We start from the raw sequence: 19,769 nt of genomic DNA, 5'->3' as shown, positions 1-19,769 counted from the left end.
CGCCCTCCCCGGTTTCGCCTCGCGTCAGCGCTCCGCGTCGTCCGGCCAGACCCCGATGTGGTCCTGTTCCAGCTCCAGTGCCACCCGGTGCTCCATCCCGAGCGCCTGCGTGTAGTCCGACGGGAGCTGGAGCCGGCCCGCGCGGTCGAGCATCGCGTACTCCCGTGCCACCAGCGACTCCTTGCCCTGCTCGTCGACCTCGGTGCGGCGCAGCACTTCCGAGGAGGTGCGGCCGTCGCGGATGGCGACCGTGCGGCGCACCTCGGAGGCGACCGCCTGGTCGTGGGTGACGATGACGATCGTCGTGCCCAGTTCCTCGTTGGCGCGGCGGAAGGCCGCGAAGACCTGCTCGCCGGTGGCCGAGTCCAGCTCGCCGGTGGGCTCGTCGGCGAGCAGGACGGAGGGGTTGTTGGCGAGCGCGACCGCGATCGCCACCCGCTGCTGCTGGCCGCCGGAGAGCTGGTGCGGTCGCCGGTCGCGGGCGTCCGCGATGCCCAGCATCGAGAGGAGCTCCTCCGCCCGCTCGGCCTTCCGCTTCGTCCGGCCCCGCAACTGCATCGGCAGCGCCACGTTCTGGGCGGCCGTCAGGTACGGGAGGAGGTTGCGGGCGGTCTGCTGCCAGACGAAGCCGACGACCTCGCGGCGGTAGCGCAGCCGCGCCTTGCCGTCCATCGCGAGCAGGTCGCACCCGGCGACGCTCGCCGAGCCGGCCGTCGGCACGTCGAGACCCGCCAGGATGTTCATCAGCGTCGACTTGCCGGAGCCCGAGGCGCCGACGAGGGCCATCAACTCGCCCTCCTTCACCAGGAGGTCGAGGCCCTGGAGCGCCTGCACCTCCACCCCGTCCGTGGTGAAGATCCGGACGAGCCGGTCGCAGGCGATGAGCGCGTCGTGCCCGTACGAGGGCCGGTCGCGCCGCGCCGTCGCCCGCTGCTCCAGCTCCTCCAGGGTGGTGCCCGAAGGGTCGGTGGGGAGGGTCGTACCGGTCTTCGTCATCGTGCGTCTCCTGCCCTCAGTTCCTTGATCGATCCCCTGCGCCCCGCCCACCAGGCCTGCCCCGCCGCCGCCAGTCCCGTCAGGACGACGACGCCGAGCGCGGGCAGGACCAGGGACCAGGGGTCCGCCCGCAGCGGGGCGCTGTCCAGCGTGGCGAAGCCGGGGGCCGTCGCGAGCGCGAGCCGGAACAGGTCGATGCCCGGGGCGAGCAGCGGCACCGTCGCCCAGCCGACCAGCATGCCGCCGAGCGCGGCGAGGACCGCCTGCGGCAGCGCTTCGAGGCCGAGGAGCCTGCGGCCCTGCTTCCGGGTCAGGCCCATCGTCCGCAGGCGGGCGAGGAGCGTGGTCCGCTCCGGCGCGTTCTGCATCAGGGAGAGCAGCACCGCCAGGACCGCGTAGCCGGCGCCCGCGCCGATGGCCGCCGCGTAGATCCGCTCGGCGCCCGTCTGGAGCGGCGAGTCGACGTAGGTGGAACGCAGTTCGGTGCGGAGCGTGACGACGAAGTCGTCGGACTTCGCCGTCACGGCGGCGCGCAGGGCCGCCCCGTCCAGCGCTCCGTCCGCCGAGCTCCCCGTGACGAGCAGCGCGGTGGGCTGCGGGTGGGTCAGGTCGGCGGCGTTGACGACGAGGAAGTCCTCGCCGGTCAGGGCCGGGGTGGTCGTCCGGACCGCGACGACCTTCACCCGGAACACCCCGGCCGCCGCCACGATCTCCAGCGGCTCGCTGCCGAGCCGCTCGGCGATGGCGGGCGAGGCGATCGCGGGCAGCACCCGCTCGGTGTCCGCGACGGCGTCCTTGCCGCCCTTCCCGGTCGACGCGAGCAGCTTGGCCGGGAACGGGCCGAAGCCGGTCCGGTCCGCGAGGCGGCTGTACGAGCCGGGCTCGACGCCGACGAGCGGCGCGCTCATCGGCTGGGCGCCGGTGCCCTGGAAGGACGGCATCGCCACTCCGTACTCGACCTGGATCGGGGCCAGGTCCCGTACTCCCGCCGTATCGCGTACGGCCTCGGTGAGCCCGGGCGGCAGCGGCGTCCACTCGACCGAGCCGTCGACGCGGGCGTCCGCGCCGGTCGCGAGGAGCGCGGCCCGGTCGCGGGCGTCGGCGACCCCGGCGAGGACCGAGCCGCCGAACGCGGCCGTGGTCAGCGCGAGGACCAGCGCGAGGAGCGGCAGCGCGCCCGTCGAGGACGAGCGTCCGGCCCGGGCCAGGGCCAGCGGGCCGACCGCCCCGCGCAGCCGGCGGGCGGGCCGGGCCAGCCACCGCAGCGGCAGCGGATAGATCCGTACGAGGACGAGCGCGGCGATCACGCCGACGAGCACCGGGGCGGCGCTCACCAGGTGGTCCCCGGAGTCGCCGGTGCCGCGCAGCCGCAGCGAGGCGACGGCGCCGACGGCGAGGACGAGCAGGGTGAGTTCGGCGACCGTGCGGCGGCGGGAGGGCCGGGCGGTGAGCAGGTCGTCGCGGCCGCCGTGCAGCCGCGGGCGGCGGTGCAGGACGACGGCCCGCAGCGGCAGCACGAGCATCGCGAGGAGCGCGACGAAGGCGGCGGCGAGGAGGGAGGGACCGAGGGGGAGCCCGGTGGCGGCCTCGGCCGCGGCTCCCGCCTCGACGGCGGGACCGCCCGCCACCTCCGGGGGCCGTACGGTCCACACCGCCAGGGCCAGGCCGAGCACGGCGGCCGGTACGGCCACCGCCGCGGTCTCGCCGAGCAGGCGCAGCCCGATGCCGGTCAGCGAGGCGCCGCGCGAGCGCAGCAGCGCCAGTTCGCTGTCCCGGCGGGCGGCGAAGAGGCCTCCGGTCATCGCGACGACGACGGCCGCGACCGCGCCGATCCCGAAGACGGCGACGGCCACGACGGGGTTGATCGCCTCGCGCATCGAGCGGAAGGAGTCGACGATCTCGTCGAGCTTGGTGGTGAGCGCGCCGGTGTTCCCCATGACCTGGCGCATCGAGACCAGGTCGGGTCCGGCGCTCGCCGAGCCGAGCGCGGCGTCGAGCCGGTCGACGTCCCGCGCGGTGAGGTGACCCGCCGTGGGCATGTACCGCCAGTAGGCCTCCGGCTCACCGGTGGTGGAGAGCGCCACGGGCGCCGAGGCGGGGGAGAGGAGCAAGGCCCCCTGCCAGTAGTACTTCACCTCGTCGCCGACGATCGGGGTGAGGGCCGGGGTGTGCAGCAGCGGCTCCACCGCCCAGTACGCGGACTCGGTGGCGCGCGGCTCCACGATGCCGGTGACCGTCACGGCGACGGGCTCCGCGTTCACCACGCCGGGCACGTGCACGACCGAGCCGGGCTTGATGCCGAGCGCCTTCGCGGTCGCCGCGGTGACCGCGGCCTCCGGGGCGCGCGCCGATCCGGCGGGCATTCTGCCCTTCCGTACCGTCGCGTGGGCGGGCAGGTCGGACGGGGAGGAGAGCACGAGCTGGGGGGACAGGCCGTCGGGCCGGGGCAGCCACCGGTCGAGCCCGTCGATCCGCTTGATCGTACGGACGCCGTGGACGGTCTGCTTCGGGTCGGTCCGCAGCGGCTCGGGGAGCAGGGAGCGCAGCCTGTCCCGCTTGCTCAGGAGGACGGAGGGGGCCAGGGCCGCCTCGCGCTCGGCGAGTGAGCCTCCCAGGCCGCCCGGCTGGGTCAGTTCGAGGACGCTGTTGCGGGGCGCGGCGGCCTCGATCTCGTGCCGGAGGCCCTCCGTCTCGTACGCGTCGACGGCTCGCGGGAGAGCGGCGGCGAGGTAGACGGTGACCAGGACGAGGAGAGCCAGGGAGCCGGCGGCCCAGGGCGCGGTCCGCAGCCGGGTCCGCACCCAGGGCGCCACGGCACGGGCGGGCTTGCCGGACCGAGCGGGACGGCGGGACCCGTCGGGGCTGTCGGACCGAGCGGGCCTGCCGGACCGAGCGGGGCTGTCGGACCGGGGCATGTCGGTGTTCTCCCTGTTCTCGTTCTCCCTGCGTGCGGCGGTCATCAGTTGTCCCCCTGGTGGCGCAGGGTCACGGCCGGGTCGGTGCGGCGCAGCGCGATCGCCGCGACGATCGCCAGCGGCAGCGCGGCCACACCGGTGATGAGCAGCGCCACCTGGCCGAGGGGCAGTTCCACCAGGACCGGGGGCACGGGCCGGGTGGCCTGGCCGGTGAGGACGACGAGGGGGACGACGGCCCGGGCCAGGACCGCGCCGAGCCCGATGCCGACGAGCAGGCCGACGGCGATGAGCACGCCCTGCTCGGCGGCGATCAGCCGGGCGAGGCGGCGCTGCGGGGTGCCGAGCGCCCGCAACACCCCGAACTCGGCGGATCGTTCCCGCATCGAACCGGCCGAGCCGACGGCGAAGCCGACCGCGGCGAGCGCGGCGGCGGCCGCCGCCACCGCCATCAGGGCGGCGTTGGGTCCGGCGCCGAGCGGGTCGCCGAGCAGGTCGGCGGCGGTCTCGTCGCGTACGAGGATCTGTTCGGGGTCCGCGCTCGGGCGGGCCCGCAGGGCCGCGGCGACCTCGTCGGACCGGCCGGGCGCGACGGTCAGCCACCACTCGCTCGCGGGCACGCTCGCGGTCTCGTCGGTCGCCAGATAGCGGTTGACCGACGCCAGGTCGACGAGGATCGAGCCGCCGTCCTCAGGGGTGGCGACGGGCGTGGTGGCGGAGGCCCCCTGGGCGCCCGGGCCGGTGGTCGGCAGCTCCTTGACCACCCGGGCGACGGTGATGCCGACCGGCTTGCCGCCGAGGGTGATCTCGAGCTTGTCCCCGGGCTTGGCGCCGGTCGCCGCCAGATAGGTCTCGGTGACCACGGCCGGCAGCCGGGTGGGCGCCTTCGGCCCGGGGGCGGTCAGCCGGACGGTGTACTCCTCGGTCACGACGAACTTGGCCCCCAGAGCCTTGCCGCTGATCGTGTACGCGACGGAGTACGGCGCGGGGCGGCCGCCGGGTCCCGCGGAGCCGGGACGGCCGGTCGCGGGGACGGCGAGCTGAGGTTCGCCGTCCAGGGTCTGTTCGGCGGCGTAGGCCCAGGCGGCGAGGATCCGTCCCGGCGCGTGCGTCCGCTCGGCGCCGTCCGGCCCGACGGTGGTGAAACGCTCGACGTGCAGGGTCAGCGGGTGCTTCTCGCCGTCGTCGACCTCGCCGGTGAGCTCCAGGCCGATGAGGGTGAGCAGCCCGCCGGACCCCTTGCTGTCCGTGGTGCCCGCGTCGCCCGTGGCGCCGGGCCCGCCGGTCAGGGCGCCGAGGTCGAGGGTCAGCCGGTGCGTGCGGCCGTCGGAGGGCAGCGAATCCACGGCCTGCCGGTACGGGATGCCGTTCGGGTCCTCCAGGACGACCGTGACCCGGGCCTCGGAGGTGCGGACCGCCGCGACGGTGCGCAGGTCGATGCCGAGCGTCCGGGTGCCGGCGGGCAGGGGGAGCCCGGGGCGGGTCCCGGCCTCGGGGGCGAGCGGGGTGAGGAGGGAGGCGGCGGGGGAGGTGCCGGCGAGGTCGGGGCGGAGCAGCAGCCCGCCCGCGGCCGCGCGGGTGTCGACGGCCAGGACGGTCGCGTTCTTCCCGGCGACGTCCGTCGAGGCGCGGTGCACCGGCGCCACGGCCGTGACACCGGGCACGGCGGCAAGCCGCTCGGTCTGCGTCGGTTCGCCGGGACCGGCGGCGAGGACGCGGACATCCGCGCCGGCCCGGAAGTCGGCCTGGTCCCGCTGCGAACGATCCCAGGAGTTGCTCTGCGCGATGGCCAGCATGCCCATCGCCACGGCGAGGACGAGGAGGAGTACGGGGCCCGCGCCGCGCAGCGGCCGCCGGCTGAACTGCCAGCCGGCGAGGGCGGCGGAGAGACCGCGCCCGCTCGCCGCGCGCCGCTCGGCCAGCTTGGCGGCGGGCGGCAGCAGACGCAGGGTCAGGACGGTGCCGGCGAGCAGGGCGAGGGCGGGCGCGGCGACGAGCACCGGGTCCACGGAGCCCCCGCCGTCCTCGCCCGAGCCGAGGGTCGCGCCGGTGGCGGCGGGCCGCTGCAACTGCCAGTAGGCGACGGCGGCGATGGCGAGCAGCCCGATGTCCGCCCCGGCCCGTACGGGAGCGGGCAGGGTGCCCGAGCGGGTCTTGCGCAGGGAGACGGCGGCACCGTCCCCGGCGGCGAGCGCGGGAGCCACGACGGCCGCCGCGCAGCACAGCGCCACCGCGGCGGCGGCCAGCCAGACCTGGAGGGACGGCGTCGTGTCGAGCCGTACCCCGAGCGAGGAGAGCGCGGACCGCTCGGTGAAGATCCGGGTCAGCGGACCGGTCAGAAGCGGGGCGGCGATCGCCGCGGGCAGCGCGAGCAGCAGCGCCTCGACGGCGGCGAGCCCGGTGATCCGGCGCCGCGAACCGCCGCGGGCCCGCAGCAGCGCCGTCTCCCCGGAGCGCTCGGTGCTGAGCAGCCGGGCCACGAGCAGCAGCGCGTACGCGGCGAGCAGCACCAGCTGCACGGCCACGATCAGGAGGGTCGAGCGGGAGACGACGAGTGCCCGCTGGGTCTGCTCCAGGACGGTCGGGAGCGCGGTGGCCGCGGCGATCGTCGTCCCGAAGGGCTCGGTGGCGGAGGCCAGCTCCTTCGGCCCCTCGGTCGCCGAGACGCGCAGGGCGTCCATCCCGTCGGTCGTGAGGCCGCTGAAGTCGGCGGTGCCGAGCCAGGACGTGTCCCCGGCGCTGAGCGCTCCGGAGGCGGGGACGGCCGGGGCGACGAAGAGCGGTCCGTACGTCGTGAACGCGACCGTCCGCACGCCGCGGCCGCCGGCCGGGTCGAGCTGCCAGTACAGGTCGGCGGTGTCGACGGGCCGGTAGACGCCGGTGATCCGGGTCTTCACCACCTTGCCCTCGGCGAGCCGGTCGCCGAGGGTGAGCACGGTCCCGGGCGTGACCCGGAGGCGCCGGGCGGCCTCCTCGGGGATCGCCGCCTCGACGACGCCGCCGGTGCGGGCGGCCGAGGGCCAGGCGCCCCGGACGAGCGAGAGCCGCGAGCGGTCGAGGGCGGCGAATCGGGTGAGGTCCGGATCGCCCTTGCGGGCGGCGGGCGGCTGAAGAGCGCGGGGCAGCGCGTACGGCCCGGAGCGTTCGAGGCGCCGCACGGTCACCGGCAGCCCGTCGAAGGTCTTCCGCGCCCCCTCCCGCACGGCCTCATCGGCACTCGCCCGCTTCGCGGCGTCCACCTGCCCGGTCACGAGCAGCGACGCGGCGGGCGCGGAGCGCCCCTGGAGCCCCGCCTGGAGCGCCGCGTCCCCGATGGTGGAGGAGAAGGCGGCGAGCGTGGCCAGCACGGTGGTGGTCAGCAACACGGCGAGCAGCGCCGCGGCCAATAGCAGCCGGTGAGCCCTGACACGCAGGAATACGAACCCCGTCACCCATCCCCCTGGAACCCTGAACCACCCTGCGCGCGCCGAACGCCGCCGAAAGTTCTCCGAAAGCCCATCGAGTCCCCCCGGACTTCCCTCGGATGCTTTCAGAGTGCGGGTGCCGCTGGAAACCGCTTACGGACCGACCTTGATGCGATCGTGACCGTTATTCGGTGTTCCGTCTCCGGAATGTGTCCGTCCAGGGGTGGTGGGTCGCGGTGAGTGAGGTGGGGCGGGGTGAGGGAGCGTCAGCCGGCGGTGTTCACCATGGAGGCTGCCGCGTAGGTGAGGTAGCGCCACAGTTCGGCCTCGTGCTCGGGGGCGAGCGCGAGGTCGTCCAGGGCGGCGCGCATGTGGCGGAGCCAGGCGTCGTGGGCCTCCTGGTCCACCGTGAACGGGGCGTGGCGCATGCGGAGGCGGGGGTGGCCGCGGTGGTCGCTGTAGGTGCGGGGGCCGCCCCAGTACTGCATCAGGAAGAGGGCGAGGCGCTCCTCCGCCGGGCCGAGGTCCTCCTCGGGGTACATCGGGCGCAGCAGCGGGTCCGCCGCGACGCCCTCGTAGAAGCGGTGGACCAGGCGGCGGAAGGTCTCCTCGCCGCCGACCTGCTCGTAGAAGGTCTGCTCCTGCGTCGTTTCCCCGGGAATCTCGTTCACCGTTCCATCGTCTCAGATGGCCGGGCCGAGGACCGGAGGCCTAGGACCGCCGGACCGGCACCCGTACGGGCGCTCGCCCCCACGCCCCGGCGGCGGGAGAGTGGAGACATGGGTGGTGAGCCGTGGGACGAGTTCGCCGGGGCCGGCGCGCGGGAGCGGTTGGAGCTCGTGCGGCGGATAGAGGCGGACGGCGCGCTGTCCGATCCCGCCTGGCGGGCCGCCTTCGCCGAGGTCCCGCGCCATCTCTTCGTCCCGTACTTCTACGTCTCCGGGACCGGCGGCTACGAGCGGCTCTGGGCCGGCGACCCCGACCCCGCGCGGCGGGAGCGCTGGCTGCGCGGCACCTACGCGGACACCGCGATCGCCACCCGCGTACGCGACGGGGAGCTGGTCTCCTCCGCCAGCCAGCCCTCCCTGATGGCGCTCATGCTCCAGGCCCTGGACGTGCGCGACGGCGACGACGTCCTGGAGATCGGCGCCGGGACCGGCTACCACGCGGCCCTGCTCTGCCACCGGCTCGGCGAGCAGCACGTCACCACCGTCGACCTCGACGAGGAGATCGCCGAGTCCGCCCGGACCCATCTCGCCGCCGTCGGGTACCGGCCGGCCGTGCTCGCCGCCGACGGAGCCCGGGGCTGCCCCGAACACGCCCCCTACGACCGGATCGTCGCGACCTGCGCGGTGCCCGCCGTCCCGTACCCCTGGCTCGCCCAGTGCCGGCCCGGCGCCCTGATCCTCGCCCCGCTCTCCACCGGACTGATCCTGCTGCGGGTGCGCGACGGCACCCACGCGGAGGGGCGGTTCCTGGAGACCTCGGCGTACTTCGTGGCGCTGCGGGGCGTCGCCGCCCACGTCCCGGAGGGCCGCGGCCCCCGCCACGGTCCCGCCGGGGACGAACGCTTCCGCTTCCTGTGCGGTCTCGTCGCCCCGGTCCTGGACAGACGCGAAGCGCTCTCGCTCTGGCTGCGCGAGGGGCGGCCGGAACGGGAGCGCTTCGGGGTGACGGTCAGCGGCGACCGGCAGTGGGCCTGGCTGGACGAGCCCGGAGGGCCGTACGCCTGGCCCCTGCCGTCCGCCGGTTAGCCGCGGCGGATCGTGATCGTCGTCCAGGCGCCGACGTGCACCCGGTCGCCCTCCTGGAGCTGGACGGGGACGTAGGGCTGGATCGGCTCCTCGCCGCCGTTGATCGTGGTGCCGTTGGTGGAGTTCTGGTCCACCACCGCCCACGACCCGTCCGGTTGCTGCACGAGCACGGCGTGCTGGTGCGAGACGCCCGGGTCCTCCGGCGGCACCGACAGGTCGATGTCGGGGGACTCGCCGGTGGAGTGCCGGCGGCGGCCGATGGAGATCTGGTTGCCCTGGAGCGGCAGGTGCTTGTCCGGCGAGTACGCGGGCAGGTTGAGGCCCGAGGCCTCCGGGCCGCTGCGGTGCATCATCGCCATGAAGTACTCGCGGTCCGGACTGATGACCGCGGTCCAGCCCATAGGGGGCTGCGGCTGCGGCGGCTGGTGCTGGAACTGCTGCTGCTGGTGGTGTTGCTGTTGCTGCGGCGGCTGCTGGAACTGCTGCTGCGGCGGCTGCTGCTGTTGCTGGAACTGCTGCTGCGGGGGCGGCGGCGGGGCCTGGTGCTGCGGAGGCTGCGGGGGCTGCGGCTGCGACGGCGGCGACAGGACCCAGTCGTCGTCCGCGCGCGGCTGCGGCGGCGCGGGCGGGACCGGCGCCTGGACCGGGGCCTGCGGCGGCGGTGCCTGGAGGTACGCGGGCGGCGCCTGCTGCTGTACGGGCGGCTGCATCGGCTGCTGCTGCACCGGCGGGCGCTGCGGGGCCTGGTGGTGCGTGGGCTCGGCGCCCAGCGGCTCGGCCGGACGGTTCACCTGGGAGGGGCGCGAGCCCTGGTACCCGAAGGGATCCTGCTGAGGCGGCTGCGGGGGCTGCTGCTGCGGCGGGGGCGGCGGCGGGGACTGGAAGCCGGGCGGCAGGTTCAGACCTGGCGGCGGCCCGGACTGCTGCGGAGCCACCGGCGTGTAGGAAGTCGCCGTGTTCGTGAGGAAGTTCCAGCGGCACTCCTCGCAGAACGGCGCCATGTGCTCACGCGGGGTACGGCACTGCGGGCAGAGCTCCGCCTGCGCGGTCGCGTTCGGGTCGCCCCCGTGACCGAAGCCACCGGGAGCACCGGGCCCACCGGGAGCACCGTGGCCGCCGGGCGGCGGGCCCATCGGGGGCTGGCCGGGGCCACCGGGACCCGGGTATCCGTAAGCGGGCGGCGGCGGGGGAGGCGGCGGTACGGCACCCGCAGGCGCACCCGCCCCGGCCATGCGATGGCCGCAGACCTCGCACCAGTCGTCGGAGACCGACTGGTGTCCGTTCGGGCAGGTCGGCATGTCGGTGCTTCCCCCTCTCGTCGTCCGGCCCGGCGGGCCGGGCTGCCTCTACCTCTTGACGCGAACGGTCTTGGTGGAACGGGTCTCGAGTGTCATCTCGTCCGCTTCCGCGACCTTCGCCTTCAAACGCACAGTACCCGTCGCCGCGTCGACGACGTCGACCACCTTCGAAAGGAGTTTCGCCGTATCCGCGTTCCCGGAGGCCGCCGCGAGCTGCACCGCGCGGCCCAATTTCGCCGTCGCGCCGTCGCGATCGCCCGATTTGCGGGCATCGAGACCCTGCTGGATGACGTCCGCGAGCTCCGCCTGCCCCGTGTAGTGCGCGACCTGCGGATTGATCGACGTGGACATCGCCAGGTCGTCCGTCCACACCGCCCGTACCAGTCCTTGAGACAGCGGCAGGGGGTCGCCGCCCGCCGGGTCCAAGGCGATCAGGGAGACCCGGGCGGCGAGCATCTCCTGCCCGATCGCGGCCTGCGGGACGCGCACGCTCACGTGGTAGTCGCGGGACTCGTCGCCCCACGAGCCCGTCGGGTAGTCCCCGGCGCGCGGTCCGGCCTCGGTGCGGCGGCCGGTCAGGTCCTCGACCGTCGGCGCCACCTGCTTCACGTACCCGATCTCCACCCCGACCGGCGTCCACAGGCGCAGCACGACGTCCGCCACGCCCTTGCCCATCGCCTGCTCCATCATCGCCGTGAAGTCGGCGGCCAGACCGGCCGGGTCGGCGACGATGTCGGCCGTGCCGAGGAGCGCCGAGGCGATCGCGGTGACCTCCTTGACCTCCCAGTCCGTGCCGACCCCGCGCGCGTCACAGGTGAACCGGCCCGCGCAGGCGTCCAGCGCGGCCCGCAGCTCCTCCGGCGACTCGTGCTCGTTGCGGCCGTCGGTGAGCAGGATGCCGTGCCGGATGGTGACGTCGGCGGAGGACAGCAGCCGGTCCGCGAGGCGCAGCCAGGTGCCGATCGCCGTGCCGCCGCCCGCCGACAGGCTCCGCAGCGCCTCCTTGGCCTCGGTCCGGGTCCGGGCGTCCGCGACGGCCAGGCGGCCGTTCCCCGGGTAGACCTCCTTCGCCACGTGCGTACCGGCGACGACGGCGAAGGAGGTGCCGTCGCGCAGGGTGTCGACGGCGGCGGCGGTCGCCTCGCGGGCGCCGCGCATCTTGGTGGCGGGGTAGTCCATCGAGCCGGAGCAGTCGACCATGATCACCACGCCGGCCCCGCCGCCGTCCGCGTACCCGGAGACGCCGGTCGTGCCGCCCCCGGTCGAGGTGACCGTGACGATGGCGCTGACCTCGCGGCCGCCCTCCGGCAGGAACTCGTTCTGGTACACGTCCACGGAGAACCGCGGCGCGGTCGGCTTGGAGAAGTTCGCCATCTGTTTCGGCTCCTCGGGCGACGACGGGGGAAGCAAGAAGGGGGAGGGGGAGGGGACAGGGGGACCGGCGACCGCTCAGGCGGATCCTGCCCCCGGGGGAGCGACGGTGAACGGCAGCAGCGCCACCGTGATGTTGTCGTGGCCTCCGCCGTCGAGGGCGTGGCCGACCAGGGCCTGCGCGGCGGCCAGCGGGCGGGCCGCCGCGTCCGGCGGGACGACCCTCGCCATGTCCTCGGCGCCCTCCGCGTAGTTCCAGAGCCCGTCCGTGCAGACCACGACCACCCCGGACCGGTCCGGCTTGAACGCGGCCGTGTGCGGGTCCAGTTCGTACGCGTCGGCGCCCAGCCAGCCCGTGATCGCGTGGGCGCGCTCGTCCGCGTACGCCTCGGCCTCGTTCATGAGGCCCGCGGCGACCATCTGGGCGGCCCACGAGTCGTCCTCGGTGAGCCGCGCGGACGGGGTGGCGCGGTCGTCCGGCACCCAGTAGACGCGGCTGTCCCCGACCCAGCCGACGACGAGCAGGCCGTCGGCGACGACGGAGCCGACGATGGTGCAGGCCGGCGATCCCCCAGAGCTTCGCCTGGAAGGTGCCCCCAGATGGGGGTCGTGCTCGGCCCCGTCCGGGCCGGGCTCCTCCGCGAGGGAGTTGACGGCCTCGGCGGCGGCGACGATCGCCTCGTGCATCGCCTGCTGAGGGTGGATGCCGCGGGGCAGCGCGGCGAGCAGCGAGGCGCCGGCGGCCCGCGCGGCGGCGGCGGAGGCCTCGTCGGGCCGGGTCGCCGAGGAGACGCCGTCACAGACGATCGCGAGGGTGGCGGGGGAGCCGCCGGGGAGGGTGGTCGCCGAGACGGCGAACGCGTCCTCGTTGCGGTGGTGGCGCAGTCCCCGGTCGCTGACGGCGGCGACGGTGTCGAGCTCCTGCTCCATGTGGTCCCGCTCGCGCGGCTGCGCGTGCCCGCAGTTCTCGCAGTAGCCGTCGGTGTCCACCCGCCCGGCCCGGCAGGCCACGCACAACGTCGCCGCCGCCGACGCGTCGGGCGCGGGGGGCTGAGCGGGCACCGGCGGTGGGGCGGCCGGAGCCTGGGCGGCCTGGGGCGGGTCCACCTGTACCGCGGTACGGGGGTCGGGGGCGGCGAGCTCGAAGTCCCCACCCGGCGCGGGCGTGCCCGCAGGCACCGGGCCGTCCGTGCGGACCGCCATCGTGGGCAGGTCACGGCCACCGGAATCGGTGCCCGGCAGGTCGCCGGGGTGCTGGGTCGCCGTCGAGAGCGAACCGGCCTCCCGGGGCGGTGCGACCGGCCAGTCCACGGGGGCGACGATCGCCACGGTCGGGCGGTCCGGCTCCGTCTCGGCCGCCGGGACGGCCGACAGGTCGTAGCCGCACGCCCCGCAGTACCGGTCACCCGAGTCCAGCGGCTCCGCGCAGCCCGGGCAGCCGGCGAGTCCGCGCGACGGCTTCGACTCCGGCTTCGGCTTCGGCTTCTGGGACATCCTCACACCCACGTCCGGGGGCGGAAACGGTTGGCCCGCTCCACCAGTTCGATCCTCTCCTCGCCCCGCTGGGCGAGCCGGGCCAGCACCCGGTACGAGCGTTCGAGGCCGAAGCGCAGTCCGCGCTCGTCCAGTTCACTCCCGAGCAGCAGCGCGCCGCCGCCCGGTGCCGCACCGGGACTCCCGGAGAGTACCCAGTCGAGGGCCGTCCCGAGGACCTCCGTCGACAACTGCTCCCGGCGGACCGCGTCGAGACCGAAGCCCTGGAGCGCGGAGACCTGCGCCGCGGCGGCCGTCAGTTCGGCGCCGAGCGGCTCGTGCGCCGGGCGCCGCCGGAGCCGCGCCCGCACGGCCGCGACCCGGGCCGCCGTGTAGTGGATCGAGGCCTCCGGCACGGACTCCAGGGTCCGTACGGCTCCGGCGCGGTCGCCCGCCGCGAGCTGCACACGGGCGAGCCCGAAGGCCGCGCTGACGAAGCTCGGGTCGGTGGCCCACACGAGCCGGTAGTACTCGGCGGCGTTGTCCAGCTGGCCGAGGACCTCGGCGCAGATCCCCAGGGCCAGCTTCGGCGCCGGCTCCCCGGGGAAGGCGTCGTAGATCGCGTCGAAGGCGAGTGCCGCGTGCTCGTGGTCCCCGGTCACCAGCGAGGTCACGCCCCGGTACCAGACCACCCGCCAGTCGTCCGGGTCCCGCTCCTCCAGCGCCGCGAGGGTCCGTACGGCGGTGGGCGCGTCGCCCAGCTCCAGGTGGGCCCGCAGGGTGCGCAGCCGCAGTTCGGTGGAGGACGCGGGCGCGGCCTGGAGCGCGCCGAGCAGCTCGGCGGGGGCGGCGGCCGACAGACCGGCGAGGAATCCGGCGTTCGGGTCGCTCGTGTCGACGCGCGGCACGGGCAGCGCGAGCCCGGTGGCGGGCGCGTCGAGCGCCGCGAGCAACCACCCGAGCCCGGCCCCGGCCTCCGGCCCGCCGCCCGGAGGAGCCTGCCGTCCACCGCCCCGCTTCCCGGTACCCCTTCGGGCCCCGAGCAGCGACACGTCCTCCGTCAGTTCGGCGAACAGCGCGGTGTCCGTCACCCGGACCTCCGTGCCGAACAGCGTCGACAGCGCGGGACGCGGACGCCCCGACTGGAGCGCCACCACCTCGCGCAGGACGCCGGTCAGCTGCTCCGCCATCTCCTGCGCGGAGGAGAACCGCCGCGCGGGGTCCGGATCCGTGGCGCGGACCAGGAAGCGGTAGAACGACTCGTACGTCCGGAAGACCGCGATGTGCTCCGGGTCGGGCAGCGAGTCCACGAACACGTTCGTGTAGCCCTGGAAGTCGAACGCCATCACGGCAAGCGTCCGCGCCACCGTGTACAGGTCACTGGCCACCGACGGGCCGACCTCGGCCACCTCCGGCGCCTGGTAGCCGACCGTGCCGTAGATCGCCGACTCGTCGTCGTCCATCCGCCGGACCGCGCCCATGTCGATGAGCTTCAGCTGGTCCTCGGTCTGGATGGCGTTGTCGACCTTGAAGTCGCAGTACAGCAGGTTCCGGCTGTGCAGATGGCCGAGCGCCTCCAGGGCCTCGATCCCGTACGCGCAGGCCTGCTCCACCGGCAGCGGGTCGCGCCGGCCGTCCGGGGTCCGCCGGTCGTTGGCGATCTCCTTGAGCGACTTGCCGCCGACGTACTCCATGACGATGTAGCCGTCCATGGAGCCGGTGCGCTGGTCGAGGTGCTCGACGAAGTTGTAGATCCGGACGATGTTGGAGTGCTCGATCTCGGCGAGGAAGCGGCGCTCCGAGATGGCCGCGGCCATCGCGTCCTGGTCGCCGGTGTCGAGCAGGCCCTTGAGCACCACCCACCGGTCGGAGACCGCCCGGTCGACGGCGAGGTAGACCCAGCCGAGTCCGCCGTGCGCGAGGCAGCCCGCGACCTCGTACTGGCCGTGGACGATGTCCCCGCCGGTCAGCTTCGGCACGAAGGAGTACGGGTGCCCGCACTTGGTGCAGAAGCCCTCCGTACGACCCGGCCGGTCACCGCGCGAACGGCCCACCGGCGCCCCGCAGTCGGAGCGGGAGCAGAAACGCTTCCGCTCCGGCACCTCCGGGTTCTCCATCACGGCGCCCCGCGGGTCGGGACGCGGCACCTCCGGGATCGTCACCAGGCCCGCGCCCAGCCGGTTCCGGGCGGACTGCCCGGTCGACGTGCCCGAGCTGCGCACCGACACCGAGCGGCCGCCGGAGGCACCGGAGGCACCGGAGAGCGAGCGCGAGAGCCGGCCGGAGACCGAACGGCGCGACGTCGACGAGCGAGACGAACGCGACGAGGCGCGCGAGGACGCCCGCGAACTCCGCGAGGAGCTCGAATCGGGCCCCCCGACCCCGGACCCGCGCCCGGAGCCGATCCCCGTGCCCGTGCCCGTGCCCTTGCCGGGTACGGCCAGGCCCGTCGGCGTCGAACCGATCAGCCCTCCGGGCGCGACGACCGGCGCGAGCCCGCAGGTGTCGCAGTACAGCTCGCCGCCTCCCATGTCCTCGTACGAACCCTCGCACGAGGGACGCTGACAGCTCCCCACACCCGTCTCCCCGCTCACCACTGTCGTCCTCCGGCATCTCTCGGGCCGGACAGTACGTCCGCCGCGGCCTGCTGGTAGCGCAGCACGGCCTGCTCCGCGACCCGCAGGTCGCAGGGCGCGCTCCACAGCATCCGGCGTGCCGCGTCGTACCGCTCGATGAGCAGCGGGTCCTCCGCCGCCCCCAGCCGCGCCACCTTCGCCTTGTACGCGTCGAGCCGGCCGCGCAGCTCGGCCCGGACCGCGAGCGGCGCCGTGACCGCGGTCAGTGACTCCCGGGCCCGCATCAACTCGTCCTCGGCCTCCCGCTCCAGGGACTCCAGGAGCGGGGAGAGCCGGTGCCACCGCTGGTGCCTGCGGTACTCCGCGGCGGCCGCGAGCCGCTCCTGGAGCGCCGTCGGCGGCCCGCTGACGGCCGGCACCTCGGAGGCGGCGATCTTCGCCAGGACCTCGCCGCGCGCCGACCGGGCCTCGGCGAGCGTCCGGTCCGCGCGGGACAGCACGTCCCGCAGCCGCAGCAGCCGGTCCTCGGAGTCCTGCCGGACCGCGAGGACCGCCTCGATCTCGCGCCGGATGTCCTCCAGGGCCAGGGCCGCCCGGTCGTACCGCGCGGTGTCCGGCCGCCCTCCACCGGGCGCCGAACTGCCCGCGGCGGGCCGCCAGAAGGCGAGCGGATCCGTCACGACCTGCGAGCGCAGCGCGGTCAGCTCGGCCGTGATGTCCTCCAGCTCGTCGCCGGCCGGGTGCTCCCCGGGCCGCACGCCGACCGAGTGCGCGAGCGAGCGCGTCCGGCCGAGCTCCGCGGCGAGCAGGTCTATCCGGGCGGGCAGCGCCGACCAGACGGCGTCGGCGGTGACCACCACGTCGAGCGAGGAGGCGTACAGCTCGTTCATCCGGCGGACGAGCCCTTCGAGCGTGAACCGCTCGGAGAGCAGCCCCTGTTCCCCCGCCCCGCCCGCGACGAGGACGCTCTCGCCGCGCAGCCGGTCGGTCAGCTCCACGAGCTCGTCCCGGCCGGGCCAGCGGCGCCGCGTCCGTACCCCACGGGCGTCGCGCAGGGCGCTCGTGTACACGTCGAAGCAGGTCCAGAGCAGGGCGATGGTCCGCTCGGCGGCCGCCCAGCGGTCCCGGGTCGTGCCGGTCAGCTCGGCCCCTTCGAGCAGCCTGCGGCCCGCGTGGTCCTGGAGGGCGAGGAGCGAGTCCTCGATCGCCTTGTGCTCGGCGCCGAGCCGTGCCAGCGCACGGTCCACCTCGTCCCGGTCCATCACCGGACCGGGAGGTCCCGTGACGCCCATCGATCACCTCTTCCGCCGCGTGTCCAGCGGCTGCTCGCGGGGGCTGCCGGCCGGGTCACTTGTATAGGGGTTCGGGCGGTCCGGCTATCCCGGGCAGGTCCGCCTTGAGCCAGTGGTCGTACGCCTGCTGCCAGGGCCCGTTCCGGTAGTCCACGAGGACCTTGTTGACCCGGCGGACCAGGTCGTCGTTCCCGAGCTTGGCGGCCACCCCGTAGTACTCCGTGGTGAACGGCTTGCCCTTCAGTTCGACCGCCGGGTCCTGGGCGGCCTGGCCGGCCGCGAGCGCGTTGTCGGTGACGACCGCGTCGACCTCGCCGAGCTGGAGCCGGGCCAGACAGTCCAGCTGGTTGGGGACGGTCAGCAGGTCCTTGTCGTCCTTCGTGCCGTCGGCCTCGTCCTTGAAGACGGCGCCGAAGGAGTTCTTCTCCAGCTCCTCGTAGGCCGTGGACCCCTCGGCGGTGCAGATCCGCTTGCCGCGCAGCGAGGAGTCGTAGCCGGTGATGCCGTGGTCGAGCTTGGGCGCGAGGACCTGCTGCCCGGCCTGGAAGTAGGCGGTGGAGAAGGCGACCTGCTGGATCCGCTTGCAGTTGATCGTCATCGTCCGCACGACGAGGTCGACCTTGCCGCTGTCCAGGGCGGCGATCCGCTGGTTCGTCGGGATCGCCCGGAAGATCACGGCCTTGTCGTCGCCGAGGATGTCCCGTGCGATGGCCTTGGCCAGATCGATGTCGAAGCCCTCCAGCGCGCGGTTCTCCGGGTTCCGGTAACCCCAGCGGTAGCTGGACTGGTCGACGCCGACGACGAGCTTCCCGCGCGCCTTGATCGCCTGGATCGAGGGGCCGTCCACCGCGCCGGGCCGGAGCGAGGCCTCCGGGTTCTCACAGGTGTCGGCCTTGGCCTGGACGCCGACCTGCACGCCGGTGCCCACACCGGGGCCGGAGCCGGTCGTCCCGGGCACGGCCTCGGCGCCGCTCCCGTCGTGTGCCAGCGGCAGCAGCGTCAGCGAGGCGGTGAGCCCGCAGGCCATGGCCATGGCGGTGACCCCGCCCCAGCCACGCAGCCGCTGTGCGGCCCGCCGCACCAGCGGGTCCGTGCCGTTCGGCATCCCGCCCCCTCTCACCGGTACTCCGAAAGTCTGCGGTTGATGCCGAGCACGGCGCCCGCCGCGCCCAGGATCCCGAGCGCCGCCGCACCCAGCGGCAGCGCCGTCAGCGCGCCCCTGGCGTCGTCGGCGGAGCGGGTGAACTCGGCCTGCTCGTGGGCGAGGGCCCGCTCCAGGGCCGCGTCGACCTGGTCGAAGGACTGGCCCGTCGTCTCCTTGGCGCCGACGATCAGGCTGAGCGCGCCCTCGAAGTTGCCGGCCTCGTCCTCGGCGCGGGCCGCCTTGTGGCGCTTCTGCCACTCGCCGGTACGTGACGACGCCTCGTCCACCGGCGAGCGCCCGGCGTCGTCGTCGGCGAGCTCCCGCGCCGCGGCGAGCGCGGTCGTCAGGGCGGTCATGCTCGCCGTGTAGTCCGCCTCGTACTTGTCGTTCTTGCCGTCCTCCGTGAGGACGGCGCCCCGGGCGACCAGGGTGAGGTTCTCGTTGGCGCGGGCGGTGAGCGAGCTGATCCGGGCCTCGTTGAGGAGCTGGAGGGACTCCTGCCCGTGTGCCCGGGCGGCGTTCAGCTCGGCCCGCACGACCGTGTGCGCGGCGAGGAGCCAGACCAGGACGACCAGCGAGGCGGCGGTGGCGGCGAGGAGGCCCTGGTTGAACACCCGGTGGGTGCGGGCGTAGTTGCGGCGCTGCGCCCAGGCCAGCGCGGCGAGGGCCGTCAGGCCGAGCGCGAGCGACAGGAAGGGCCAGGTGCGGGCGGAGTCGTCGTCCTCGTGGAGCCGTCGGATCTCCGCCGCGTACAGCCGCTCGGCGGCGGGCAGCAGCTCGGTGGTCATCTGCTGGTTCGCGTACCGCAGATAGGCCCCGCCGAGCGGCAGCCCCTGCCGGTTGGCGGCCCGGGCGCGCTCTATCAGGCCCGTGTAGCGCGGCAGCTGTTCGTTGAGCGTGGTGATCTCGCGGGCCGACGCGCTCGAACCCTCGGTGTTCGCCGCGGCCTTCACGAGGAGCCGGGCCGCGGTGGCGATGTCCTCGTCGTACCGCTCGCGGGACTCCGCGGGCTCCAGGGTGCCCGCGAGGAAGCCGCTGGCGGCGGTCGTGTCCGCGTCGGCGAGGGAGCGGTAGACGGCGGCGGCGTCGGCGCTCAGCGGCTGGCTGCGGCTGACCACGTCGTCGGCGGCGGAGCCGCGGCCGGTGACCTCGAGGGCGGTGACGGCCCCGAACGCGACGACGAGCAGCGCGAGTACGGCCCCGAGGATCTGGAGCCGGCCGGGCTCGGTCGTCGCGGCCTCACGGAGTCGCTCGCGCCCCACGGCCCAGGCGCCGCGTCCCGCGGGCGGGCCGCCGGCGGACGCGGCCGACGGCTGCGCCGGCACCGTGCCCGGGCGCGCCGGTGCGGGCGCCGTGGCCTGTGCCGTCGCCGGGGCGGCGGGCGCGTTGGGCGGGTATGTCACTTGACCTCCCCCTGGGTCGCTGACGTCGGTCCGTCCGGCCAGCAGTATGGCCGCAGAGGCCTGCCCGCACACCGGGATTGACGCGATCTTGTTCTTATCGTGCCTCATGCCCCCGGCACATCCGCAGGTGAACCCCCTCACCTTGA

At 75.0% G+C, this 19,769-nt stretch carries 12 protein-coding genes; 1 reads left to right on the top strand and 11 read right to left on the bottom strand.

The features are described from left to right. Positions 1 to 24: 24 nt before the first annotated feature. The 4 genes from ACFWWU_RS16875 to ACFWWU_RS16860 form a co-directional block, all read right to left on the bottom strand. A complete protein-coding gene (locus ACFWWU_RS16875) occupies positions 25 to 996 on the bottom strand; it encodes an ABC transporter ATP-binding protein (protein WP_384145393.1) in 972 nt (323 codons plus the stop codon). Beyond that, complete coding sequence (locus tag ACFWWU_RS16870; RefSeq protein ID WP_384145390.1) at positions 993 to 3,956, bottom strand: FtsX-like permease family protein; 2,964 nt, start codon at positions 3,954 to 3,956, stop codon at positions 993 to 995. The genes ACFWWU_RS16875 and ACFWWU_RS16870 overlap by 4 nt, the downstream gene beginning before the upstream one ends. Then, the gene (locus ACFWWU_RS16865) at positions 3,956 to 7,339 is read right to left on the bottom strand and encodes an ABC transporter permease (RefSeq protein WP_384145387.1); all 3,384 of its coding nucleotides are present in this window, start codon (positions 7,337 to 7,339) and stop codon (positions 3,956 to 3,958) included. Before ACFWWU_RS16865 ends, ACFWWU_RS16870 begins: the two co-directional genes overlap by 1 nt. Positions 7,340 to 7,578: 239 nt before the next feature. After that, positions 7,579 to 7,983, bottom strand: a complete 405-nt coding sequence (locus ACFWWU_RS16860) for a globin (protein ID WP_055643412.1) — start codon at positions 7,981 to 7,983, stop codon at positions 7,579 to 7,581. A gap of 108 nt (positions 7,984 to 8,091) precedes the next feature. Between ACFWWU_RS16860 and ACFWWU_RS16855 the strand changes: the two genes are divergently transcribed. Then, positions 8,092 to 9,066 carry a methyltransferase domain-containing protein gene (locus ACFWWU_RS16855; RefSeq protein WP_384145382.1) on the top strand — a complete coding sequence of 325 codons (975 nt, stop codon included), beginning with the start codon at positions 8,092 to 8,094 and terminating at the stop codon, positions 9,064 to 9,066. Here ACFWWU_RS16855 and ACFWWU_RS16850 read toward each other — a convergent pair. The 7 genes from ACFWWU_RS16850 to ACFWWU_RS16820 all read right to left on the bottom strand — a co-directional run bounded on the left by ACFWWU_RS16850 (position 9,063) and on the right by ACFWWU_RS16820 (position 19,623). Next, positions 9,063 to 10,364 (bottom strand): FHA domain-containing protein, encoded by a 1,302-nt coding sequence (locus tag ACFWWU_RS16850; protein WP_384145379.1) that lies wholly within the window; start codon positions 10,362 to 10,364, stop codon positions 9,063 to 9,065. The genes ACFWWU_RS16855 and ACFWWU_RS16850 overlap by 4 nt on opposite strands. Before the next feature lie 48 nt (positions 10,365 to 10,412). Further along, positions 10,413 to 11,738 (bottom strand): VWA domain-containing protein, encoded by a 1,326-nt coding sequence (locus tag ACFWWU_RS16845; RefSeq protein WP_384145376.1) that lies wholly within the window; start codon positions 11,736 to 11,738, stop codon positions 10,413 to 10,415. Between the two features lie 75 nt (positions 11,739 to 11,813). Beyond that, positions 11,814 to 13,229, bottom strand: a complete 1,416-nt coding sequence (locus tag ACFWWU_RS16840) for a PP2C family protein-serine/threonine phosphatase (protein ID WP_384145374.1) — start codon at positions 13,227 to 13,229, stop codon at positions 11,814 to 11,816. 2 nt (positions 13,230 to 13,231) lie between these two features. Then, complete coding sequence (locus ACFWWU_RS16835; protein ID WP_384145887.1) at positions 13,232 to 15,739, bottom strand: tetratricopeptide repeat protein; 2,508 nt, start codon at positions 15,737 to 15,739, stop codon at positions 13,232 to 13,234. Positions 15,740 to 15,798: 59 nt separating this feature from the next. After that, positions 15,799 to 17,076 (bottom strand): hypothetical protein, encoded by a 1,278-nt coding sequence (locus ACFWWU_RS16830; RefSeq protein ID WP_384145371.1) that lies wholly within the window; start codon positions 17,074 to 17,076, stop codon positions 15,799 to 15,801. Between the two features lie 55 nt (positions 17,077 to 17,131). Next, complete coding sequence (locus ACFWWU_RS16825; RefSeq protein WP_384145368.1) at positions 17,132 to 18,181, bottom strand: glutamate ABC transporter substrate-binding protein; 1,050 nt, start codon at positions 18,179 to 18,181, stop codon at positions 17,132 to 17,134. An 11-nt stretch (positions 18,182 to 18,192) separates the two neighbouring features. After that, entirely contained in the window at positions 18,193 to 19,623 is a 1,431-nt protein-coding gene (locus tag ACFWWU_RS16820) for a hypothetical protein (protein ID WP_384145365.1), read from the bottom strand. Positions 19,624 to 19,769: the final 146 nt, after the last annotated feature.

The sequence above is a fragment of the Streptomyces sp. NPDC058650 genome, from assembly GCF_042717315.1.
Taxonomy (GTDB): Bacteria; Actinomycetota; Actinomycetes; order Streptomycetales; family Streptomycetaceae; genus Streptomyces.
Note: the sequence above shows the minus strand (reverse complement) of the source record. Positions and strands in the feature narration are given on the sequence as shown.

Bases quoted from the DNA above. Each gene is read 5' to 3' on its own strand.
- ACFWWU_RS16875 (WP_384145393.1), bottom strand. From the start codon at position 996: ATGACGAAGACCGGTACGACCCTCCCCACCGACCCTTCGGGCACCACC.
- ACFWWU_RS16870 (WP_384145390.1), bottom strand. From the start codon at position 3,956: ATGACCGCCGCACGCAGGGAGAACGAGAACAGGGAGAACACCGACATG.
- ACFWWU_RS16855 (WP_384145382.1), top strand. From the start codon at position 8,092: ATGGGTGGTGAGCCGTGGGACGAGTTCGCCGGGGCCGGCGCGCGGGAG.
- ACFWWU_RS16850 (WP_384145379.1), bottom strand. From the start codon at position 10,364: ATGCCGACCTGCCCGAACGGACACCAGTCGGTCTCCGACGACTGGTGC.
- ACFWWU_RS16845 (WP_384145376.1), bottom strand. From the start codon at position 11,738: ATGGCGAACTTCTCCAAGCCGACCGCGCCGCGGTTCTCCGTGGACGTG.
- ACFWWU_RS16840 (WP_384145374.1), bottom strand. From the start codon at position 13,229: ATGTCCCAGAAGCCGAAGCCGAAGCCGGAGTCGAAGCCGTCGCGCGGA.
- ACFWWU_RS16835 (WP_384145887.1), bottom strand. From the start codon at position 15,739: ATGGGAGGCGGCGAGCTGTACTGCGACACCTGCGGGCTCGCGCCGGTC.
- ACFWWU_RS16830 (WP_384145371.1), bottom strand. From the start codon at position 17,076: ATGGGCGTCACGGGACCTCCCGGTCCGGTGATGGACCGGGACGAGGTG.
- ACFWWU_RS16825 (WP_384145368.1), bottom strand. From the start codon at position 18,181: ATGCCGAACGGCACGGACCCGCTGGTGCGGCGGGCCGCACAGCGGCTG.